This window comes from Pseudomonas sp. UBA1879 (assembly GCF_002338065.1).
Classification (GTDB): domain Bacteria; phylum Pseudomonadota; class Gammaproteobacteria; order Pseudomonadales; family Pseudomonadaceae; genus Aquipseudomonas.
Genome location: NZ_DDHJ01000016.1, coordinates 1 through 21,623, shown reverse-complemented (window position 1 = coordinate 21,623; position 21,623 = coordinate 1). Strand labels below are relative to the sequence as shown.

General features: G+C 60.1%; 18 protein-coding genes. 11 read left to right on the top strand and 7 right to left on the bottom strand.

Translation table 11 applies throughout. From position 1 onward, the window contains the following. Positions 1 to 252 precede the first annotated feature (252 nt). The 9 genes from B3N48_RS18490 (at position 253) to B3N48_RS18450 (ending at position 8,929) form a co-directional block, all read left to right on the top strand. Positions 253 to 987 carry a hypothetical protein gene (locus B3N48_RS18490; protein WP_296186225.1) on the top strand — a complete coding sequence of 245 codons (735 nt, stop codon included), beginning with the start codon at positions 253 to 255 and terminating at the stop codon, positions 985 to 987. Between the two features lie 211 nt (positions 988 to 1,198). Further along, positions 1,199 to 1,321, top strand: coding sequence for a hypothetical protein (locus B3N48_RS18485; protein WP_296186224.1), 123 nt, complete (start codon positions 1,199 to 1,201; stop codon positions 1,319 to 1,321). 171 nt (positions 1,322 to 1,492) lie between these two features. Continuing rightward, entirely contained in the window at positions 1,493 to 2,734 is a 1,242-nt protein-coding gene (locus tag B3N48_RS18480; RefSeq protein WP_296186222.1) for an SfnB family sulfur acquisition oxidoreductase, read from the top strand. A gap of 23 nt (positions 2,735 to 2,757) precedes the next feature. After that, the gene (locus B3N48_RS18475) at positions 2,758 to 3,972 is read left to right on the top strand and encodes an SfnB family sulfur acquisition oxidoreductase (RefSeq protein ID WP_296186221.1); all 1,215 of its coding nucleotides are present in this window, start codon (positions 2,758 to 2,760) and stop codon (positions 3,970 to 3,972) included. Beyond that, on the top strand, positions 3,972 to 5,336 hold the full coding sequence (locus B3N48_RS18470) for an LLM class flavin-dependent oxidoreductase (RefSeq protein ID WP_296186219.1): 1,365 nt from the start codon (positions 3,972 to 3,974) through the stop codon (positions 5,334 to 5,336). The genes B3N48_RS18475 and B3N48_RS18470 overlap by 1 nt, the downstream gene beginning before the upstream one ends. A 169-nt stretch (positions 5,337 to 5,505) precedes the next feature. Continuing rightward, positions 5,506 to 6,300 carry a MetQ/NlpA family ABC transporter substrate-binding protein gene (locus B3N48_RS18465; protein WP_296186216.1) on the top strand — a complete coding sequence of 265 codons (795 nt, stop codon included), beginning with the start codon at positions 5,506 to 5,508 and terminating at the stop codon, positions 6,298 to 6,300. 2 nt (positions 6,301 to 6,302) lie between these two features. Next, positions 6,303 to 7,430, top strand: coding sequence for a methionine ABC transporter ATP-binding protein (locus B3N48_RS18460; RefSeq protein WP_296186215.1), 1,128 nt, complete (start codon positions 6,303 to 6,305; stop codon positions 7,428 to 7,430). Further along, positions 7,420 to 8,064, top strand: a complete 645-nt coding sequence (locus B3N48_RS18455; protein ID WP_296186213.1) for a methionine ABC transporter permease — start codon at positions 7,420 to 7,422, stop codon at positions 8,062 to 8,064. The genes B3N48_RS18460 and B3N48_RS18455 overlap by 11 nt, the downstream gene beginning before the upstream one ends. A 238-nt stretch (positions 8,065 to 8,302) precedes the next feature. Further along, complete coding sequence (locus B3N48_RS18450; RefSeq protein WP_296186212.1) at positions 8,303 to 8,929, top strand: class I SAM-dependent methyltransferase; 627 nt, start codon at positions 8,303 to 8,305, stop codon at positions 8,927 to 8,929. A 149-nt stretch (positions 8,930 to 9,078) separates the two neighbouring features. Here the strand turns inward: B3N48_RS18450 and B3N48_RS18445 are convergent, their stop codons facing one another. From B3N48_RS18445 to B3N48_RS18435, 3 genes are read right to left on the bottom strand one after another with little or no spacing between them, the layout of a single operon-like run. Then, positions 9,079 to 12,225, bottom strand: coding sequence for an efflux RND transporter permease subunit (locus B3N48_RS18445; protein WP_296186211.1), 3,147 nt, complete (start codon positions 12,223 to 12,225; stop codon positions 9,079 to 9,081). Beyond that, complete coding sequence (locus B3N48_RS18440; RefSeq protein ID WP_296186209.1) at positions 12,222 to 13,292, bottom strand: efflux RND transporter periplasmic adaptor subunit; 1,071 nt, start codon at positions 13,290 to 13,292, stop codon at positions 12,222 to 12,224. The genes B3N48_RS18445 and B3N48_RS18440 overlap by 4 nt, the downstream gene beginning before the upstream one ends. Beyond that, the gene (locus B3N48_RS18435; protein ID WP_296186206.1) at positions 13,289 to 14,416 is read right to left on the bottom strand and encodes an efflux RND transporter periplasmic adaptor subunit; all 1,128 of its coding nucleotides are present in this window, start codon (positions 14,414 to 14,416) and stop codon (positions 13,289 to 13,291) included. The genes B3N48_RS18440 and B3N48_RS18435 overlap by 4 nt, the downstream gene beginning before the upstream one ends. A 157-nt stretch (positions 14,417 to 14,573) precedes the next feature. Between B3N48_RS18435 and B3N48_RS18430 the strand changes: the two genes are divergently transcribed. After that, positions 14,574 to 15,740 carry an AAA family ATPase gene (locus B3N48_RS18430; protein WP_296186205.1) on the top strand — a complete coding sequence of 389 codons (1,167 nt, stop codon included), beginning with the start codon at positions 14,574 to 14,576 and terminating at the stop codon, positions 15,738 to 15,740. A 1,241-nt stretch (positions 15,741 to 16,981) separates the two neighbouring features. Here the strand turns inward: B3N48_RS18430 and B3N48_RS18425 are convergent. From B3N48_RS18425 to B3N48_RS18410, 4 genes are all read right to left on the bottom strand, one after another. Then, a complete protein-coding gene (locus B3N48_RS18425; RefSeq protein ID WP_296186201.1) occupies positions 16,982 to 18,001 on the bottom strand; it encodes an ABC transporter substrate-binding protein in 1,020 nt (339 codons plus the stop codon). Between the two features lie 87 nt (positions 18,002 to 18,088). Continuing rightward, complete coding sequence (locus B3N48_RS18420) at positions 18,089 to 18,955, bottom strand: ABC transporter permease (protein ID WP_296186200.1); 867 nt, start codon at positions 18,953 to 18,955, stop codon at positions 18,089 to 18,091. A 138-nt stretch (positions 18,956 to 19,093) separates the two neighbouring features. Beyond that, positions 19,094 to 19,975 carry an ABC transporter ATP-binding protein gene (locus B3N48_RS18415; protein ID WP_296186199.1) on the bottom strand — a complete coding sequence of 294 codons (882 nt, stop codon included), beginning with the start codon at positions 19,973 to 19,975 and terminating at the stop codon, positions 19,094 to 19,096. 27 nt (positions 19,976 to 20,002) lie between these two features. After that, a complete protein-coding gene (locus B3N48_RS18410; protein ID WP_296186198.1) occupies positions 20,003 to 20,899 on the bottom strand; it encodes a TauD/TfdA dioxygenase family protein in 897 nt (298 codons plus the stop codon). A 265-nt stretch (positions 20,900 to 21,164) separates the two neighbouring features. Between B3N48_RS18410 and B3N48_RS18405 the strand changes: the two genes are divergently transcribed. After that, on the top strand, positions 21,165 to 21,317 hold the full coding sequence (locus tag B3N48_RS18405) for a hypothetical protein (protein ID WP_296186196.1): 153 nt from the start codon (positions 21,165 to 21,167) through the stop codon (positions 21,315 to 21,317). The last annotated feature ends 306 nt before the right edge of the window (positions 21,318 to 21,623 follow it).

Here is a 21,623-nt window from a genome sequence, read left to right as displayed (position 1 = left end):
GTGTCTGTTTATTACGCACACAAAGACTTAAATCTTTAGAACCATTGACAGACATGCAGCAACACAATTAGCTCGATCTCAACACCAACTATCGCCCTGCAAAATTTGCAAGGCTGTATTTGCCACCGTTTGTATGGTTTGCCAACACTGCGCATCAAGCGTGTACTAACGACATCGTTTTCAGAGAGGGTCTGCGACGGTCAAAACCGCTGCATGCCGTATTTCAAACCCAACATTCAGTGAGAACCAAAGATGATTCACACCCCTGTCAGCTTTATGCCAATCAAGCTCTTCACCCCTTATCTTCCACAGTCCAGCAAACAGGGCATCGGTGCTCTGGCAGCCAGCGACTTACAAGTGAACATCGACCCATACCCTGATATGGAGACTGGAGACTTGATTGAACTCTTCTGGGGAGACTGTTATGTCGCGTCAACACTTTTATCGGAGTCCGACATTGGATACACCATCGTCCTACATATACCCGAGAGCTTTCTACAAAGTGGCAAGGTTAAAACCTACTATCGCGTCACAAAAATAGGCAGCGAATCGGTCCGTTCGCCGAGTTGTAAGGTGTGGGTCAAACTGGAGACCCCCGGCGGTCATTTGCTCAGTGCGGACGGTGAAGAAAATCAGGGGCTGACACCGGTGAAGTTTTCCGACACTGTCATGCGTGACGGGCTAAGCGCCGAGCATCTGAAAGAGGGCGTGTGCCTGACGATCGAGGCCTACCCGCACATGGAGGTCTACGACGAAATCACCTTGCGTTGGGGGGATGTCCGGATGGACCTTCCCGCCTTGACCGAAGACCAGGTGGGCGACGCGATTGAGGTTCATGTGCCGGCCACACTGATTGAAGAGGCGGGGGACGACTTGCATCAAGAAGTCACTTACTGCGTCATCGACCGCGTTGGCAACAATTCCCTGTGGGCACCGGCACGATCCATTCGCGTTCATACCGATGCCCCTGCAGATCCAGAGAAGTGAGGGGTCGCTTGCTGATGATCGCACCGTCGCGGCGAGGGCGCCCGCTGCGACGGTCACCGAAGGTGATCAGGATTGAAATGTGAGCCGGTCAGCAAAACGCGTGTGCTTGAGAAACATCCTACAGCATCCAAAAACTCATCCTACAAATCCTCCCCTGATCACCCGATTTGCCGCTGCTAGCCTCGTGGGAACTCTTCACGAGACGTTCGCCATGCACTGCAAACATATCGTCAAGTATTTCACCCTGCTGTTGGTATTCAGCGCGGGCCTCGCCTGGACCGACCCTCTGACCAGCGGTACGACTTCCCTCTTCACCTTCTATGCTTATTCCTAAATGCGAGTTTATTTAATGTTTATACACGCTTAGGGTATATGCACCGGACCACCGGACTATTGCTGATTTCCCTGCCGCTCTTGCGGTCTTGAATCGAGGTTCCAATGGTTTCGTACACAATTACCCCAGTGCAAAACGCCAGGGCATTGCGCAATCAGAAAGGTCGACACCATGACTGATCTGAATGCACTTTCTGTCCAGCACCCCCTGGACATCGCACCCTCTCTCCTGCCTGCCAAAGTACTTGGCAACGACGCTGAAGCAATTGCCGCTGCCCGTGAACTAGCCGCGCTGGTGCGTCCCACGGCAGCCGCCCGCGATCGTGAGCGCCAGCTACCGTGGGCCGAAATTGAACAGTTCACCCGTAGCGGCCTGGGCAGTATCTCCGTGCCGCGTGCCTATGGCGGGCCGCAGGTTTCATACGCCACGGTGGCTCAGGTATTCGCCATTTTGTCCGCCGCCGATCCGGCTGTAGGACAGATCCCGCAGAACCATTTCGGCATTCTCAATTCACTGGTCGGCAGCGCCACCGACGCGCAGCAGAAGGTCCTGTTCGAGAGCATTCTCAAAGGTGCCCGCATCGGCAACGGCGGCCCGGAACGCGGCACTAAAAACACCTTGGACGTGAGAACACGCCTGACTGCCGATGGTGGTCAATTTTTGCTCAATGGTCGCAAGTTCTATTCGACCGGCGCGCTGTTCGCGCACTGGGTTGCGATCAAAGCGATCAATGACGACGGCAAGCAAGTACTGGTCTTCGTGCCCCGCGGCACGCCTGGCTTGCATATCATCGATGACTGGTCCGGCTTCGGGCAGCGCACCACCGCCAGTGGCAGCGTGCTGCTGGACAACGTGCGTGTCAGCGGTGATCTGGTCATCGAAAACTGGAAGCTGGCCCTCGCGCCGAGCATTCAGGGCGCAGTCTCGCAACTGATTCAAGCCGCCATCGACGCCGGCATTGCCCGGGAAGCCATCGACGAGAGCATCCGCTTCGTGCGCGAACGTTCTCGCCCATGGATCGAAGCGAACGTCGAACGCGCCAGCGATGACCCTTATGTGATCGCCGACATCGGCAAGTTGAAGCTGGAGCTTCACGCCGCCGAAGCGCTGCTGAGCAAAGCCGGACGGGTGCTCGATGAAATCGCCGCCGCGCCCATCGACGCGCAATCCGCAGCGCGCGCGTCCATTGTGGTCGCTGAAGCCAAGGTGCTGACGACCGACATTGCGCTGCAGGCCAGCGAGAAACTGTTCGAGCTCTCGGGCAGCCGCGCGACCCTGGCCGAGTTCAACCTCGACCGGCATTGGCGTAACGCCCGTGTCCACACCCTCCACGACCCTGTGCGCTGGAAAGTCCACGCCGTCGGCGCCTGGAACCTCAACGGCACCCTGCCTGCCCGCCACTCCTGGATCTGAACCAGACCACTGGAAGCACACCTATGAGCCTTCAATCCTTGCCGCGTGATACGCAGGTGGTTACCGCGATCATCAAAGATGACGCCCAGGCACTGGCTGTCGCCCGCGCACTGGCCGAGAGTTTCAAACAAGAGAGCGCCGTGCGTGATCGCGAACGCCGCTTGCCCCACGCCGAACTTGAACAGTTCTCCCGCTCGGGGCTTTGGGGCATCAGCGTGCCTAAAGCCTTTGGCGGCGCGGGCGTATCCAATGTCACGCTGGCCGAAGTCGTTCGCATCATCTCGGCTGCCGACGGCTCGCTAGGGCAAATTCCGCAGAACCACTTTTATGCGCTGGAAGTGTTGCGCGTGAACGGCAGCCCCGAGCAGCAAAAACGGTTGTATGCCGAAGTGCTTGCCGGTCAGCGTTTCGGCAACGCGCTGGCAGAACTTGGCACCCGCAATGCCCATGACCGCACCACGCGGTTAAGTCGCGACGGTGACGGTTGGCGCATCAATGGCCGCAAGTTCTACGCCACCGGGGCGATCTACGCGCAGCGTATTCCGACCTCGGTGATCGCCGACGACGGCGTTCAGCAACTGGCCTTCGTCCCGGCAAATGCGGCGGGCCTGAGCGTGATCGATGACTGGAGCGGTTTCGGCCAGCGCACCACCGGCAGCGGCTCGGTGGTGTTCGACAACGTATACGTCAGCGATGAAGACGTGGTGCCGTTCCAGACTGCCTTCGAGCGCCCGACCACAGTCGGTCCGTTGGCGCAGATTCTTCATGCCGCCATCGACACCGGCATCGCCCGCGCCGCCTACGAAGACGCGCTGCATTTCGTCCGCACGCGCACCCGCCCGTGGATCGATTCGGGCATTGAAAAAGCCGTGGACGACCCGCTGACGCTGCACAGTTTCGGCAAGCTCGGCATCCGTCTGCACGCCGCCGAAGCCTTGCTCGAACGCTCGGGCGAATGTCTGGATCGTGCCCAGGCTGACAGCAGCGCGCAGAACGTCGCCGCAGCGTCGATTGCCGTGGCTGAAGCCCGCGCCATCAGCACCGAGATTTCGCTCGCCGCCGGCAGCACGTTATTCGAACTGGCCGGTTCTCAATCCACACTCGCTGAACATGGCCTGGATCGTCACTGGCGCAACGCGCGGGTGCACACGCTGCACGATCCGGTGCGCTGGAAGTACCACGCGATCGGCAATTTTTACCTGAACGACGTCAATCCACCGCGCCGGGGGACGATCTGATGAGCAAGAAAAAGATTCTGCTCAACGCGTTCAACATGAACTGCATCGGGCACATCAATCATGGTTTCTGGACGCACCCCCGAGACACGTCCACCCAATACAAGACGATCGAATACTGGACCAATCTGGCGCAGCTGCTGGAGCGCGGGCTGTTCGACGGGCTGTTCATCGCCGACATCGTGGGCGTTTACGATGTGTATCAGAAGTCGATCGCCGTGCCGTTGAAGGAGTCGATCCAACTCCCTGTCAACGACCCGTTGTTGCTGGTGTCGGCCATGGCCGCTGTCACCAAAAATCTCGGATTCGGTCTGACCGCCAACCTGACGTACGAAGCGCCGTATCTGTTCGCCCGGCGTATGTCGACGCTGGATCACCTGACCCGAGGCCGTGTGGGCTGGAACATCGTCACGGGCTATCTGGACAGCGCCGCCAAGGCCATGGGCCTGAACGAGCAGATCGAACACGACCGGCGCTACGATCAGGCCGACGAGTACCTGGAGGTGCTGTACAAGCTCTGGGAAGGCAGTTGGGAAGACGACGCGGTCATCGAAGACCGTGAAGCGCGGATCTACGCGCAGCCAGAAAAAGTCCACTACGTGCGGCATCACGGCGAGTTTTATCAGGTCGAGGGTTATCACCTCTGCGAGCCCTCGCCACAACGTACGCCGGTGCTGTTTCAGGCAGGCAGCTCGGATCGCGGCCTGCAGTTTGCGGGCAGCAATGCCGAGTGCGTGTTCATCAGCGGGCAGAACAAACCGGCGACTCGCGAGCAAGTGGACAAGGTGCGCGCCAGCGCCGTGGCCGCCGGTCGCAACCCGGACGACATCAAGATATTCATGGGGCTGAACGTGATTGTCGGTGAGACCGAAGACGCTGCCCGCGCCAAGCATGCCGAGTATCTGCAGTACGCCAGCGCTGAAGCGGGGCTTGCGCATTTTTCGGCATCGACCGGGATTGATTTCGCCGATTACGAACTGGACGAGCCGATCCAGCACGTGAAGAGCAACGCCATTCAATCGGCGACCAAGATCCTCAAGAACAACGACTGGACCCGGCAGAAACTGCTGGATCAGCACGCGCTGGGCGGTCGCTACATCAACGTCATCGGTTCGCCCGAGCAGGTGGCGGACGCGCTGGAATCCTGGATCGCCGAAACCGGCCTCGATGGCTTCAACCTGACCCGTATCGTCACCCCGGAAAGCTATGAGGACTTTATCGACCTGGTGATTCCCGAGCTGCAACGGCGCGGTTCGTACAAGACCGCCTACGAGCACGGGACACTGCGCGAGAAGCTGTTCGTCGAGGGTGATGCGCGCTTGCCCGAAAGGCATGCGGGGGCCAGCTACCGAATTTCAAACCCATGATTTACGCCAGTTGAGCGGCCGCTATCGCGAGCAAGCTCACTCCTACTGGGGATTGTGCCGTTCACAAACCTGTGGCTTCCCGCGGCCCCGTAGGAGTGAGCGTGCTCGCGAAGGCGTACACGCAGAAACCCAACATTAATAACCAGACGACCGAACCGGACACCACACCATGAGCAAAACACTCCTCACCCTGGCCCTTTCCCTCGGCCTGTTCACCGGCATCACCCAGGCCGCCGACCAGCCGCTGAAAGTCGGCACCACCGCCGCATTCGCCATCCCGCTGGAAACTGCGGTGGCTGAGGCCGAGAAGCAAGGGCTGAAAGTCGAACTGGTTGAATTTACCGACTGGATCGCACCGAACGTCAGCCTCAATGCGGGCGACATCGACGTGAATTATTTCCAGCACATCCCGTTCCTGGAAAACGCCAAGGCGGCGTCGGGTTTCGATCTGGTGCCTTATGCGCCGGGAATCATCAACAACGTCGGCCTGTACTCGAAGAAATACAAAAGCTTCGATGAGCTGCCGACCGGCGCCACTGTGGCCATCGCCAACGACCCGATTAACAGCGGACGCGGCCTGCAACTGCTGGCCAAGGCCGGTCTACTGACCCTCAAGCCGGGCGTGGGCTACAAGGCCACCGAAGACGACATCACCAGCAACCCGAAGAAGATCAAACTGATTCAAGTTGAAGCCGTGCAATTGGTGCGCGCCTATGACGACGCGGACCTGGTACAGGGCTACCCCGCCTACATCCGCTCGGCGAAGAGCTTCGATGCCACCTCGGCAATCCTGTTCGACGGCCTCGATCACCCCGAATACGTGATTCAATTCGTGATCAAGCCGGATCACAAGGACGATCCTCGCCTCGCCAAATTCATCGATATTTATCAGCACTCCCCTGTGGTACGCGCCTCGCTGGATAAGGTGAACGGGACGCTGTATCAGCCTGGCTGGAAGAACTGACCATGACCGCCACTGTGCAACGCTCCCTGCCACTGGAAGCGCCCACGCCGCATTCCGCCGCACAGGCGCACCTGCACCCGGAAAAAGCCAACGCCCACGTGCGCTTCAGCCAGTTGGGCAAGGTGTACCAAGGGCAGCAAGGGCCAGTGGCCGCCCTGCAGGGCATCGATCTGGATATTCAGCGCGGCGAGGTGTTCGGCATCATCGGACGCAGCGGCGCGGGCAAGTCGTCGCTGATCCGCACCATCAATCGGCTGGAACAACCCAGCACTGGCCGGGTGCTGATCGATCAAATCGACATCGCGGCGTTCAACGAAGACAAGCTCGTGGAACTGCGCCGCCGGATCGGCATGATCTTTCAGCACTTCAATCTCATGTCAGCCAAGACCGTCTGGAAAAACGTCGAGCTGCCGCTCAAGGTGGCTGGCATTCCCAACGAACAGCGTCAGCGCAAGGTGGCGGCACTGCTGGAATTGGTGGGCCTGCAAGACAAACACAACGCTTATCCCGCGCAACTGTCCGGCGGCCAGAAACAGCGCGTCGGTATCGCCCGCGCGCTGGTGCACGATCCGGAAATCCTGCTGTGCGATGAAGCCACGTCGGCGCTCGATCCCGAGACCACGCAATCGATCCTCGGTCTGCTGCGCGAGATCAATCAGCGTCTGGGCCTGACGATCATCCTCATCACCCACGAAATGGCGGTGATTCGCGAGATCTGCGACCGCGTGGTGGTGCTGGAAAAAGGCCGAATCGTCGAGCAAGGCCCAGTGTGGCAAGTGTTTGGTGATCCGCAACACGAGGTAAGCAAGACCCTGCTGGCACCACTGCAACACGCGCTGCCCGACGACCTGCAAGCCCGCTTGCAGCCAGAGCCGACAGAAAAGAACGCCAGCATCGTGCTGGACGTGCAGTTCACCGGAGCCGACGGCAGCGCGCCAGATCTCTCAGCGTTGTTCAGTGCTTTTGGCGGCCGCGTGAGCCTGCTGCACGGGGGCATCGAACGTATCCAGGGCCGGGCGCTGGGACATTTGATTCTGGCTGTCGGCCACTCCCCGCTGTCGGTTGACGAATTGCTCATCCGCGCTCGCAAGCTGGCGCAACACGCAAAGGTATTGGGTTATGTGGTTTGAACGGTTGTGGCAAGGCACGCTCGACACGTTTCTGATGGTCGGCGTGTCGTCGCTGATTGCATTGCTTTTGGGCGTTCCGCTGGCGGTGATTCTGGTCACGAGCGGCAAAGGCGGCATTTTCGAAGCGCCGAACGTGAATCGGGTATTGGGCGCCTTCGTGAACATCTTTCGTTCGGTGCCATTCTTGATTCTGATGGTCGCGCTGATCCCCTTCACACGGCTGATTGTCGGCACGACCTATGGCGTCTGGGCGGCGGTCGTGCCACTGACCATCGCCTCGACGCCGTTCTTCGCCCGTATCGCTGAAGTCAGCCTGCGAGAAGTCGACCACGGCCTGATCGAAGCCGCCCAAGCCATGGGCTGTCGCCGCTGGCACATCGTCTGGCACGTCCTGCTGCCTGAATCCCTGCCGGGGATCGTCGGCGGCTTCACCATCACCCTCGTCACAATGATCAACTCCTCCGCCATGGCCGGCGCGATTGGCGCAGGCGGCCTGGGCGACATCGCCTATCGCTATGGCTATCAACGTTTTGATACCCAAGTGATGCTGACCGTGATCGTGCTGCTGGTCGCATTGGTGGCGGTGATACAGCTGAGCGGGGATCGGTTGGCGTTGCGGTTGAATAAGCGGTGATGTGATCAGGGTTGCGAGTTCTCACCTGAAGCAGAACGGCTTGTCGAGCTAGCGGTATCGATGAAGCCACTGTCCTGGCACGCCCCTGTAGGAGTGAGCTTGCTCGCGATCGCGGAGGTACAGAGACATTGTTTGCAATTGATACACCCTAATCGCGAGCAAGCTCACTCCTACAGATTTGCGTCGATTACGGCGAGCACGAGTATATTGGCCGCTTCTCCGCTCAGAATTTGCCCTCATGAAACTCGATCCAAACGACCTCGCTCAGATCACCGCCACGACGCTGGGCAATTACAACGATGTGGCCGAGGGCTTTCGTGAGGGCACGCGGGATCACGATGTCACTCAGAACATCGATGCGCTGTTGCGCAATATTCAGGGCTCGGCACCGTTCCAGATTCTCGACTTCGGCTGCGGGCCGGGGCGGGATCTGCGTGCGTTTACGGCCTTGGGTCACGTAGCGACGGGGCTGGATGGCTCGGAGCGTTTTGCCGAGATGGCCCGTGCCGACAGTGGCTGTGAGGTCTTCCACCAGAATTTTCTGGCACTGGACCTGCCCGCCGAGCGCTTCGACGGCATTTTCGCCAACGCCTCTCTCTTCCATGTTCCCCGTCAGGAATTGCCGCGTGTCTTGGGCGAGTTGCGCGATGCGTTGAAACCGGGCGGCGTGCTGTTCAGCTCCAATCCTCGCGGCAACAACCAGGAAGGCTGGAAGGGCGAGCGGTATGGCTCGTTTCATGATCTGGAATCCTGGACCGCGCTGCTGATCGAAGCCGGGTTTGTCGAGGTCGAGCATTACTACCGGCCGGAGGGGCTGCCAAGGGAACAGCAGCCATGGTTGGCGAGTGTCTGGCGCAGGGTTTGAGGCGAAGCCCGGTTTTACTTCTGCTGCAGGCGCAGGAGGGTCACCCCGGCAGTCCCTACGCCCTTGGCAGAAGCGTTCACGCGTCCGACGCTTGATACGCCTACACGCGTCGTTCAAACATTTCCTAAAACCGTGCAGGCCGTTGGACGTCAGCGTGTAGGAGCGGGCTCACCTCCTTCGTTTTCTTCGTCCGAAGCCTGCTCCTCAGCCTTGCGCTTTTTTTCCTGCTCGGACTTCTCGCGTTGCTCTTGCGTCGGCTCTTTGATCTTGTACCAGGCCACGTACAGCGCAGGCAGGAACAGCAGTGTCAGCAGGGTGGCGATGATGATCCCGCCGATCATCGCGTACGCCATCGGCCCCCAGAACACTTCACGGGCGATGGGGATCATGCCCAGACTCGCTGCGGCTGCCGTGAGCAGAATCGGCCGACGCCGATGCTCGGTGGCTTCCGCCACGGCGTCCCATGGCAGGTAGCCGGCCACTTCGTACTCATGAATCTGCGTCACCAGAATCACCGAGTTGCGGATGATGATGCCGATCAGCGCGAGAATCCCGAGGATCGCCACGAAGCCCATGGGCGTGCCGGTAGGCACCAGCGCCAGCACCACGCCGATCAGCCCCAACGGGGCGACACTCGCCACGAGGAACATCTTCTGCACACTGTGCAGCTGGATCATCAGGAAGGTGGCCATAAGGAAGATCATCAGTGGCACGACCTTGGCAATCGGCCCCTGCGCCTTGCCACTCTCCTCCACCGTACCGCCCGTGGCGATCTTGTAACCCGGCGGCAGGGCCGAGGCGAACTTGTCGATTTCAGGCTTCAGCTCTTTTACCAGATCGGTCGGCTGCATTTCATCGCGCACGGCGGCTTTCAGAGTGATAGTCGGTTTGCGGTCACGACGCCAGACCAGCGGCTGCTCCAGCTCATAACGCACGTTGGCGAAAGCCAGCAGCGGAATCGATGTGCCCTGCGGCGTGACGATCTGCAGGTTCTGCAGGGTCTCCGGCGAGTCGCGTTCCACATCTACGGCGCGCCCGACCACGTTGATGAGGTAGATGTCGTCGCGCACCTGGGTCACGGCGGAACCTGTGACGATGCTGTTCATCAACTGAGCGACGTCCTCGGACGACAGCCCCAGCTGCCGTGCCTTGTCCTGATTGATGTCGATACGCAGGACTTTGCCGGGCTCGTTCCAGTCGTAGATCATCTCGCCGATGTGCTGGTTTTTGTCGAGCAGGGTGGCAAGGTCGATGGCGTGCTGACGCACTTTGTCGATGTTGTCGCCGCTGACACGGTATTGAATCGGACGCCCCACCGGCGGGCCCATTTCCAGGGGCTGCACGTAAGTGCCGATGCCGACGAACTCGTCCCGCAGCCGCTTTTTCAATCGATCCATCAACCCGGCCCGCTCTTCGAGGCCTTTGCTGACGATCACCAGCTGCGCGTAATAGGGGTTTTCCAGTTGCTGGTCCAGCGGCAGGTAGAAACGCACCGCGCCCTGCCCGATGTAGGTGCTCCAGCGCACGATGTCCGGGTCGTCCTTGAGGCTGGCTTCGAGCCTGTCCACAGCCTTGCGCGTCTCGTTGATCGACGCGTTTTGCGGCAGATTGAGGTCGACGAGGATTTCCGGTCGGTCCGACGACGGGAAGAACTGGTTCTGCACGAAGCGCATGCAAAACACCGACGTCGCGAACAGCAGGACCGTGACGATGATCGTCAGCCAGCGATGCCGCATGGCCCAGAACATCGAGCTATTGAATGCCCGGGCGATGCGACCAGGCTTGTGGTGTTCGTCCTTCTTTTTCACGTTCTCGCTGAGGATGTGCACGCCGATGACCGGCGCGAACAGCACCGCGACGACCCACGACACCAACATCGCCACGGCAATCACCGCGAACAGCGTGAAGGTGTACTCTCCCGCCGAACTGGCGTTGAGGCCGATGGGCACGAAACCGGCGACGGTCACCAAGGTGCCGGTGAGCATCGGAAAGGCGGTAGAGGTGTAGGCGTAGGTCGCGGCCTGCTCCTTGGAGTCGCCCATTTCCAGCCGCGAGACCATCATCTCGACCGTGATCATCGCGTCGTCCACCAGCAGGCCGAGGGCGATGATCAGCGCACCCAGCGAGATCCGCTGCATGGTGATGCCGCTGTACTCCATGAACACGAAGACCATCGCCAACACCAGCGGGATCGAACACGCCACCACCAACCCGGCGCGCATGCCGAGGCTGATGAAGCTGACGATCAGCACGATCACCACCGCTTCGAACAGCGCGCTGGTGAAGCCGCCAACAGCCTTCTCGACCACCTGCGCCTGATCCGAAACGTTGTTGACGCCCACGCCGATGGGCAGGTCGGCGGTCGCAGCTTCCATGCGCGCGTGCAGGTCTTTACCAAATTCCTGAACGTTGCCGCCCTTCTTCATCGCGATGGCGAGGCCGATGGCGGGCTTGCCGTTGTAACGAAACAGCGGTTTGGGCGGATCGACGTAGCCACGGCTGATTTCAGCGATATCGGTCAGGCGATAGAAGCGATCGTTGAGGCGCAGGTTGACCTTTTCCAGGTCTTTTTCTGAAGCGAACTGGCCCGACGTGCGCACCGAAATGCGCTCGGGGCCGGCCTCGATGACGCCCGCCGGAGTGACCGTGTTCTGCGATTGCAGGCTTTGCACGACCTGACGCTGGTCCAACCCCAGCGCTGCGAGTTTGCGCGTAGAGAAGTTCAGGTACAGCACTTCGTCCTGCTGGCCGATCATCTCGACCTTGCCTAATCCCGGCACATCGCGAATCTGCACGCGAACCTGTTCCACGTAATCGCGCAGCTGCCGCATGGTCAGGCCATCGGCGGTAAAGGCATAGATCGAGCCGTAGACGTCGCCGAATTCATCGTTGAAGGCCGGACCTTGCAGGCCTTGGGGGAACGTCCCGCGGATGTCGTCGATTTTCTTGCGAACCTGGTACCAGATTTCCGGAATCGCCGCCGCGCTAGTGGTGTCACGCAGGTACACGAACACCGTGGACTCGCCAGGTCGGGTGTAGCTCTTCACGTAATCGAGAGAATCGAGCTCTTCGAGCTTTTTCTCGATGCGGTCGGTGACCTGTTCCAGCGTTTCGTCCACGGTCGCGCCCGGCCACCGGGTCTGGATGACCATGGTTTTGATGGTGAACGAGGGGTCTTCCTCGCGGCCCAGGTTCATGTATGAGAACACGCCCATCAGCAGGCCGACGAACATCAGGTACCAGACAAAAGACTGATGCTTGAGCGCCCAATCGGAGAGGTTGAACTTCCCTTTCATCGTGGGCTGTCCTTATCGACTTTGACTTTTTGCCCCGGTTTGAGGCTGTTAACGCCAGCGGTCACCACCAGCTCCCCACCTTTCACGCCGCCTGCCAGCACCATCCTGTCATCGTCGCGACTGATCACATGAACAGCGCGTGGCGAGACCGTCTGGTTCTGGGTGTCGATGATCCAGATCTGCGTTTTGCCATCGACTTCCTGCAAGGCGTTCAGCGGTAACTCGATGCGCGGTTCGATGGCCGAACTAAGCGTCACGCTGATGGCGGTGCCGAGGCGGAAGGAAGGCGGCGTGTCGGCCAGAGTCAGGCGTGCGCGACGGGTGCGGGTGGTGCTTTCGGCTTGGGGCTCCAGCTCGCGGATGGTCGCGGAGGTGTTGATTTCGGGCTCCAACTGACTGGCGACCTTGAACAGCACGTCCTTGGGCAACTGATCGGCCAATTGCCCCGGCAGATCGATCACCGCTTCCTTGATGTCCGGGCGTGCCAGCGTCACGACCTGTTCGCCCGCGCTGACCACTTGCCCGGCCTCGACCTTCCACTCAGTCACCACGGCGTCGTGATCGGTGCGCAATTCGCTGTAGCTCAACTGATCTTTAGCCTGTTGCAGCGCGGCTTTGGCCTGATCGAAGGAAGACTGCGAGGTCTTGAGGTCAGTCACTGCGACGTCCAGCGCCGCCTGCGCGCCAACGCCCCGGTCGAACAGCTCCTGCTGGCGCCGCGCGTTGGCTTGAGCGTTGATCAATTGCGCCTCGACACGGGCCAGATCGCCCTGAGTCGATCGCACCTGATTCTGTTGGTCGGTCGGGTCGAGTACGGCGAGCAGATCGCCCTTCTTCACTTCGGCGCCTACATCGACATTGCGCTGGGCAATACGACCCGAGACGCGAAACCCGAGGGTGCTTTCATACCGCGCGGCGATGTTGCCGGCGAATCGGCCGAGGTTTTCTTCAGCCTGGGGTTTCACTTCCACGAACAGCACGGGCCGCACGGGCTCCGGTGCTGGCTCTTCCTTGCTGCACGCGCCGAGCAGCAGGCCCATCAATACGACTCCGGACAGGCGCTTCATGGCTGGGCTCCTGTCGGATTTTTGTAGACGTCGGCCAGTTCGACCTTCATGTCCGGGTGCAGCAGTTGATTGCCTGCGACGACGACTTTTTCGTCATTCTTCAAACCGTCGACGATGATCACCTTACCGGTCAGGTAGCGCCCCACTGTCACGCCGCGCAGGCTGACTTTGTTTTGGTCATCCACCACCCACACTGCAGGCTGGCCGAGTTGATCGCCCAACCCTTTGGTCAACGCCGACCACGGCAGCTCAACGCTCTGTTTGGCCGGCACTGACAGCGCAGCGCTGACGACGGAGCCCAGTTGCATGCCTTGCGGCAGGGTTTGCAGTGCGATCTTCACCTGCAAGGTGCCGGTTTGCGCTGAAACCGCAGGCGTGACTTCACGCACCTTGCCCGTGGCCTTGACCTGCGGGTTGTCCAGCAACGTGACCTCGACCGGCTGATCCGTCGGCGGATTGACGAACAGCGATTCGTACACGTTGAACACGGCATCGCGCTCGCCATCGCGGGCCAGACTGAAAATCGGCATGGTCGCTTGCACCACTTGGCCCACTTCGGCCTGACGCGCAGTAATGATGCCCGGCGCGTCGGCCACCAGCGCGGTGTAGCCCAGTTGCTCGCGCGCATTGGCCAACTGCGCCTGAGCGGCCTTCAGCGCGCTCTGGCTGCCGCGCAGTTGCGCTTGCGCAGAATCGTATTCGCTTTTGCTGGTGTACCCCTTGGGCAGCAGTTTTTCCTGGCGCACGAAAGCCGCCGCGGTTTGCTTCACGCGGGCCTGTTCAGCGGCGACAGCGGCATTGGCCGAATCAACGTTGGTCTGCAAATCCTTGGGGTCGAGCTTGGCGAGCACCTGCTTGGCGGTGACACGGTCGCCCACGTCCACCATGCGCTGAATGATCTTGCCGCCAACGCGGAACGACAGTTGCGTTTGTATCCGGGCTTGAATGTCGCCGGTCAAAGCGACAGCGGCGGCGAAGTCAGTGGTTTTGACCTGTTGCACCTGCACACGCGGCAGTACCGGGTCTTTAGGCTTTTCCTTGCCACAGCCAGACAGCAACGGCAGGCACAGGCTCAGTACAAGCGCAGTCAGAGAATGTTGAAAAACCGAGGGTTGAGCAGGCATGCAAGCTCCTTGTGCCACTGCCGTTGCGTGCACCGCGCCGCCGAGGGCCGTCGTGGTGTGATCATGCGACTGTGAGCGTAGATCAGGGTTCCTTTGCCCGCTAAACTCCGGAAACCGTGACCTGCCAATCGCGCCTGTTCTTCGCAAGGACCGCTTGATGCTGACCACCCTCGCCGTCGCCAATTACCGCTCTATCAATACGCTGGTGATGCCGCTGGCACGCCTGAACCTCATCACAGGCCCCAATGGCAGCGGCAAGTCCAACCTCTATCGCGCCTTACGTTTGCTGGCCGAAACGGCACAGGGCGGTGTGATCAATGCGTTGGCGCGGGAAGGGGGGCTGAAGTCGACGTTCTGGGCCGGGCCGGAAACCCTCAGCCGTCGCATGCGCAATGGCGAAGTCGAGGTCCAAGGCGGGCCGCGAAAAGAGGTCGTGCGATTGCGCCTGGGCTTCGCTGCCGAGGACTTCAGCTACGCGATTTCGCTGGGCCTGCCCCCACCTTCGAACGCGCCCACGGCGTTCGCGCTTGACCCGGAAATCAAGCGTGAATGCATCTGGGCCGGGCCGCTTTATCGTCCCGCCAGTCTGCTGGTGGATCGCGCCGGGCCGATGGTTCGCACGCGAGAAGGCCGCAGCTGGGATGTGCTGACGCAACACACGCCGACCTTCGACAGCCTGTTCGATCAGGTGGGTAATCTGCGCTCATCCCCCGAAGTGCTGCGACTGCGCGAGAGCATTCGCGGCTGGCGATTTTATGATCACTTCCGCAGCGACGCCGACGCCCCCGCGCGCAAGCCGCAATTGGGCACGCGCACGCCGGTGCTTCATCACGACGGGCGGGATCTGGCAGCGGCCTTGCAGACCATTCGTGAGATTGGCGAAGCAGAAGCGCTGGATGCTGCGATCAGCGATGCCTTTCCGGGGGCGCGGGTCGCCATCGATGCGCAAGGCGGCGGGTTGTTTGCGCTGGAGTTCTATCAGCAAGGGTTGTTGAGACCGCTATCCGGCTCCGAGTTGTCGGACGGCACGTTGCGTTACCTGTTGCTGATTGCCGCCCTGCTGACACCCCGCCCACCGACCATGATGGTGCTCAACGAACCGGAAACCAGCCTGCACCCCGATCTGCTGCCTGCGCTGGCAAGGCTGATCATTCGGGCATCGCAACGGTGTCAGGTGTGGGTCGTGTCCCACGCCAGCCGCCTGATCGCAGCGCTGGAGCAAGACCCCGAGTGCAACAGCGTCGTGCTGGAAAAAGAATTGGGACAGACAGGGATTGTCGGTCAAGGAATGCTGGATCAACCGGCGTGGCATTGGCCAGATTGAAGCGCGGCTAGTCAGCTAATGGATGGAACACCGCTGACCTCTGTAGGAGCGTGGCTTGTCCCGCGATCTGCCGCGAAGCGGTAGCAAAATCGTTAAACGCGGCATACCTGACACACCGAAGGCATCAAATTCACGACGGGTTCCCCGCCGATCGCGGGACAAGCCACGCTCCTACAGGGACTGCGGGGTATCGCAGGTTGTGGACACGCCACAAAACCGTAGGAGCGGTTGTCCTCGAATATGATTTGTCTGCCCTCGCGTCATCGGCTGACCCCCATCGCGGGCAAGCGCACTAGAAAAGAAATCGGGACAGGCAGGGATTGTCGATCAAGGAATGCTGGATCAACCGGCCTTGCATTGGCCGGATTGAAGCGCGGCTGTTCAGCTAATGGATGGAATACCGCTGACCTCTGTAGGAGCGTGGCTTGTCCCGCGATCTGCCGCGAAGCGGTAGCAAAATCGTTAAACGCGGCATACCTGACACACCGAAGGCATCAAATTCACGACGGGTTCCCCGCCGATCGCGGGACAAGCCACGCTCCTACAGGGACTGCGGGGTATCGCAGGTTGTGGACACGCCACACAACCGCAGGAGCGGTTGTCCTCGAATATGATTTGTCTGCCATCGCGTCATCGGCTGACACACCCCCATCGCGGGCAAGCGCACTAGAAAAGAAATCGGGACAGGCAGGGATTGTCGATCAAGGAATGCTGGATCAACCGGCCTTGCATTGGCCGGATTGAAGCGCGGCTGTTCAGCCAATGGATGGAACACCGCTGACCTCTGTAGGAGCGTGGCTTGTCCCGCGATCTGCCGCGAAGCGGTAGCAAAATCGTTAAACGCGGCATACCTGACACACCGAAGGCATCAAATTCACGACGGGTTCCCCGCCGATCGCGGGACAAGCCACGCTCCTACAGGGACTGCGGGGTATCGCAGGTTGTGGACACGCCACAAAACCGTAGGAGCGGTTGTCCTCGAATGTGATTTGTCTGCCCTCGCGTCACCGGCTGACACACCCCCATCGCGGGCAAGCGCGCTGGAAAACAAATCGGGACAGGCAGGGATTGTCGGTCAAGGAATGCTGGATCAACCGGCCTGGCATTGGCAGGATTGAACATGCCGCATCCTCACTGTGGGAGCCGGCTTGCTGGCGAAGGCGATGTGTCAGCCGACCTGTTCGTCCCTGTCCACCACCTTCGCCAGCAAGCCGGCTCCCACAACATCTCACACGGTGTAATCAGCTACCCGCCCCACCATGGGCCTCTTCAAAGAAGAAATCCTTCCAACTGTCGGCCTTGTTCTTCAGCACGCCGATTTCATGCAATTTCTCGGCGTAGATGTAGGTGCGCTGAGGCACGACGGTAAAGTCGATTTCCGGGTCGTTGACGATCTTCTCCACCAACGGCAACGGCAGCTTGGACTTCTCGACCTCGATGTAGGTCTTCGCCGCCGTATTCTTGTCGGCTTTGATGATCTTCTCGGCTTCGGCCAGCGCGTCGTAGAAGGCTTTGTAGGTTTTCGGGTTTTCGTCGTGGAATTTCTGCGTGGTGTAGAGCACATTGAACGTGGCCTGACCGCCCAGCACGTCATACGAACTCAGCACTTTGTGCACATTGGGGTTTTCCAGTTCCTGATACTGGAACGGCGGGCTGGAGAAGTGCGCGCTGATTTCCGAGCCACCCGCGATCAACGCCGAGGTGGCGTCCGGGTGCGGCAGGCTGACGGAGATGTTGTCGAATTTCTTGTAATTGTCGTTACCGAACAGCTTGGCGGTTTCGATCTGCAAGGTACGCGATTGGAAGCCCACGCCTGCAGCCGGCACGGCGATGCGATCCTTGTCAGTGAAGTCCTTGAGGGTCTTCACGTCAGCCTTGTTGCTGAGCAGGTAGTTCGGCATCGAGCCCAGGGAGGCGATGGCTTTGACGTTCTGCTTGCCCTTGGTGCGGTCCCAGATGGTCAGCATCGGCGGCACGCCTGCCGACACTACGTCCAGCGCACCGGCCAGCAGCGCTTCGTTCATCGCGGTCGCACCGGAAATGCTGTTCCAGTCGACCTTGATGTCGATGCCCTCTTCCTTGCCGTGCTTCTCGATCAGCTTCTGCTGCTGCACGACATCGAGAATCAAATAGCCGATACCGAACTGCTGGGCGATGCTGATTTTGCCTTCGGCGTGTGCACCGCTGCTCAACAGCGCGCTCGTCAGCCCCAATGTCGCCGCCAATGCGGTCAGTGCCGGGCGTTTGAAAGAAGTCCCCATAAAATCCTCACAAAAAAGCGATACGTGTTGGATGGCTTCATGTCCGGCAATCCGGTCCACTCAGCGGCGTGTTTTCTTATGGTCTGCTCAGCGCTGCATGCCCCACCGCTTGACGGTCAGGCGCTCCACATTGCTGAACAGCAGGTTTTCCACCAGCAGACCGATGATGATCACGGCCGCAAGACCCGCGAACACCTTGTCGGTGTACAGCTCGTTGCGGTTCTGGAAGATGTACCAACCCAGACCGCCTTTCCCCGACGACGCGCCGAACACCAACTCGGCGGCAATCAGGGTGCGCCAGGCGAACGCCCAGCCAATTTTCAAACCCGCCAGAATCGACGGCAGTGCAGCAGGAATCAGGATGTGCCAGACGAAGCGAATGCCCTTCAGGCCGTAGTTGCGACCGGCCATTCGTTGGGTTTCGGAGACCCCAAGAAAACCCGCGTAGGTGTTCAGTGCCAAGGCCCACAGCACCGAATGCACCAGCACGAAGATCAGGCTGTTTTCACCCAGCCCGAACCACAGCAGCGACAGCGGCAGCAGTGCAATGGCGGGCAGCGGGTTGAGCATCGAGGTCAGCGTGCCGAGCAGGTCGCGGCCCAGTTGCGTGGACACCGCCAGCGTGGTCATGAAGAACGCAAGCACGATGCCGATCAAATAGCCCTTGACCAGCACGGTGAGGGAAATCCACACCTTGGCCAGCAGCTCGCCGGTGACGACGCCGTCGATGAAGGCTTTGGCCGTGTCGATGAAGCTCGGCAGCAACAGGTCATTGCCCTGGATGCGAGCGGCAATCTCCCAGATCACCGCCAGGGCGATCAGGATCACGGTTTTGCGCACCCAGCTCTGTTGCCAGATGCGTTGCACAAGAGGAATGTCGCGGGCCAGGTCTTCCTGAGTGAAAGGCTCCAGCGCGATTTCGTATTCCTCACGAATGGTGGGTGAAAGGCTCATGGTGTTGTCTCTCTGAGTCAGCGCACTTCCCCTGTGGGAGCCGGCTTGCTGGCGAAGGCGTAGTGCCATCCACCACTGCAGCGTCAGATGCGACGCCTTCGCCAGCAAGCCGGCTCCCACAAGGAAAACGAATAGGGACTAGTAAGCGATCCGAATATCCTGAAACCGCAAATCCTGCTCGGCCACGGGCGCTTCGCCCTCGTCGAACAGCAACCGGTGAATGCGCTGTGCGGAGGCCTGGAAATCCACGCCGCCCAAGCTTTTCAGGTCGTATTGATGGCTGTTGATTTCGGCACGCACGCGACCCGGATGGGGCGACAGCAGCAGAATCCGGTTGCCGACCACCAGCGCCTCCTCGATGGAGTGGGTGACGAACAGCAGCGTAAACCGCACCTCTTCCCACAGCTCCAGCAGCTCTTCCTGCATCTTGCGGCGGGTCAGGGCGTCGAGCGCCGCGAACGGCTCGTCCATCAGCAGGATTTTCGGCTGCATCGCCAGCGCGCGGGCGATCGCCACCCGTGCCTTCATGCCGCCCGACAGGGTGTGCGGGTAGGCATTGGCAAACGTGCTCAGACCCACCTTTTCCAGGTAATGCCGGGCCCGCTCTTCCGCTTCGCGACGCTTGAGGGTGCGCGAGGCCAGCAGCGGAAACATGACGTTCTCGATCACCGTTTTCCACGGCGGCAGCTGATCGAACTCCTGAAACACCACGATCCGGTCGGGCCCCGGCTCCTTGACCTGCTGACCGGCCAGACGGATCTGCCCTTCGCTGGGCGTGATGAAACCGGCCACGGCCTTGAGCAACGTCGACTTGCCACAACCCGAGGGGCCGAGCAGCACGAAGCGGTCAGCGGGGTCAATTTCGAAACTGACTTGATGAGTGGCCCGCACCACGCGTTCCGGGGTGCGGTATTCCAGGCTTACGCCCTGGACTTGCAACAGCGCTTCAGCGGTAGGCTGATTGGCCTCTTGCGCGTGTGAGCGATTGCTAGCCGTGTGGCTTTGCAGAACAGCGTTCATGGAGCGGGCTCCTTCAATCAGTGTGAATCAGAACGGAGCATCGCCCTGAATGGTGGTGCGGTGCAGACGACGGCGCAGGTGATCAGGGGTGCCGCCTGCAAGGTGAATCAGGGAGCGGTTGTCCCAGAACACCATGTCGTTCTCCTGCCATTTGTGACGCAGGACGTTTTCCGGACGCACGCTGTGCGCGTAGATCTCTTCGAGGATCGCGCGGCTTTCGTCTTCCGGGATGTCCACGATGTGCGTGGTAAACCCTTCACTGACGAACAACGCCTTGCGGCCGTTTTCCGGGTGCGTGCGCACGATCGGATGGCTGACCACTGCGACTTGGGCCAATTGCTCGGCGCTCAGGGTCGGGCGCCAGTTGTCGGCGTTTTTGCCATGGCTGTAGCGCGAGGTGTAGCTGTGAACGGCTTTGCGCCCTTCAACGGCTTTGCGCAGATGCTCGGGCAGGGTGTCCCACGCCTGATGCATGTCGGCAAAGAGGGTATCGCCGCCTTCGCTCGGCAGCTCCTGCGCGTACAACATCGAGCCGAGGCTCGGCAATTCTTTATAAGAAAGATCCGAGTGCCAGTATTTACCGGCATCGCCCAGTCCAACCGGCTGACCGTTTTCGACGATGTTGGAGACGATCAGGATTTCCGGATGGTTGGCGAGCAGGAACTGCTTGAGTACGTGAATCTGCAACACGCCAAACCGGCGGCTGAAATCGATCTGCTGTTGCGGGGTGATCTGCTGATCACGGAATACGACGACGTGATGATCCAGGTGCGCGCGATGGACGCGGGCGAAGTCTGCGTCATTCAGCGGACGAGACAGGTCCAGTCCGACGATTTCCGCGCCCACCTTTTCGGCGAATGGACGCACATCGAACTGTTGACTCGGCGCTTGCGCGGACGTGGAAGCTTGGGAGGCTGCTGGCATGAGAACTCCGACTCCAAATAGGTATGGCTGTGATGTCGAGACTCTATAGATATAAGAAGGGAAATTTAAATATCGTTAGGGCATATGGATAGCGCCGAAAGGACTAGCGCAGGCGCAGTGCCTGCATTGGTACCGGTCTGGATACCAAATTCTTATCTCGGGCGACGAACCCGAAAGGCAAAAAGCGTGTCTACTTCCTGCCTTCAAGCCGTGCTCGCGGCTGCTCCAGGCCCCCCCTCAAGAAAAGAAAAAAAGAGGAACGACCATGCCCGAACGCGCAGGCTTCAACGATCACTCGTCCGACAAAGGGCAGGATGACCACGTGAAATTGCTCATCGCCCTGCGCCGTGCCTTGAGCGCAGATGTAAAAACGCCGACGCATGTACAAGCCGTCGGCGTGAAAAACGTGGGGCGGTGAATGTCTGACGCATCCATTCTGTAGGAGCGTGGCTTGTCCCGCGATCTGTCGCACAGCGACAGCAGATCCGATCAACGCTATTCAACTGATGCACCGGCTTTACAGAATTTACGACGTGTTTCACGCCGACCGCGGGACAAGCCAAGCTCCTACAAGAACGGCGGCACACGCCCCTTCACACACACAACGCTGGCAATACCCCGCCTCGTGACCGTGGAGCTAAGCAAAATCGGATGGCTCGTTACTCTCTCAAGGACGTGAACAACGAGGGACGGGTAGTGAAAGTGCATCCAATCCCTAAGCTGG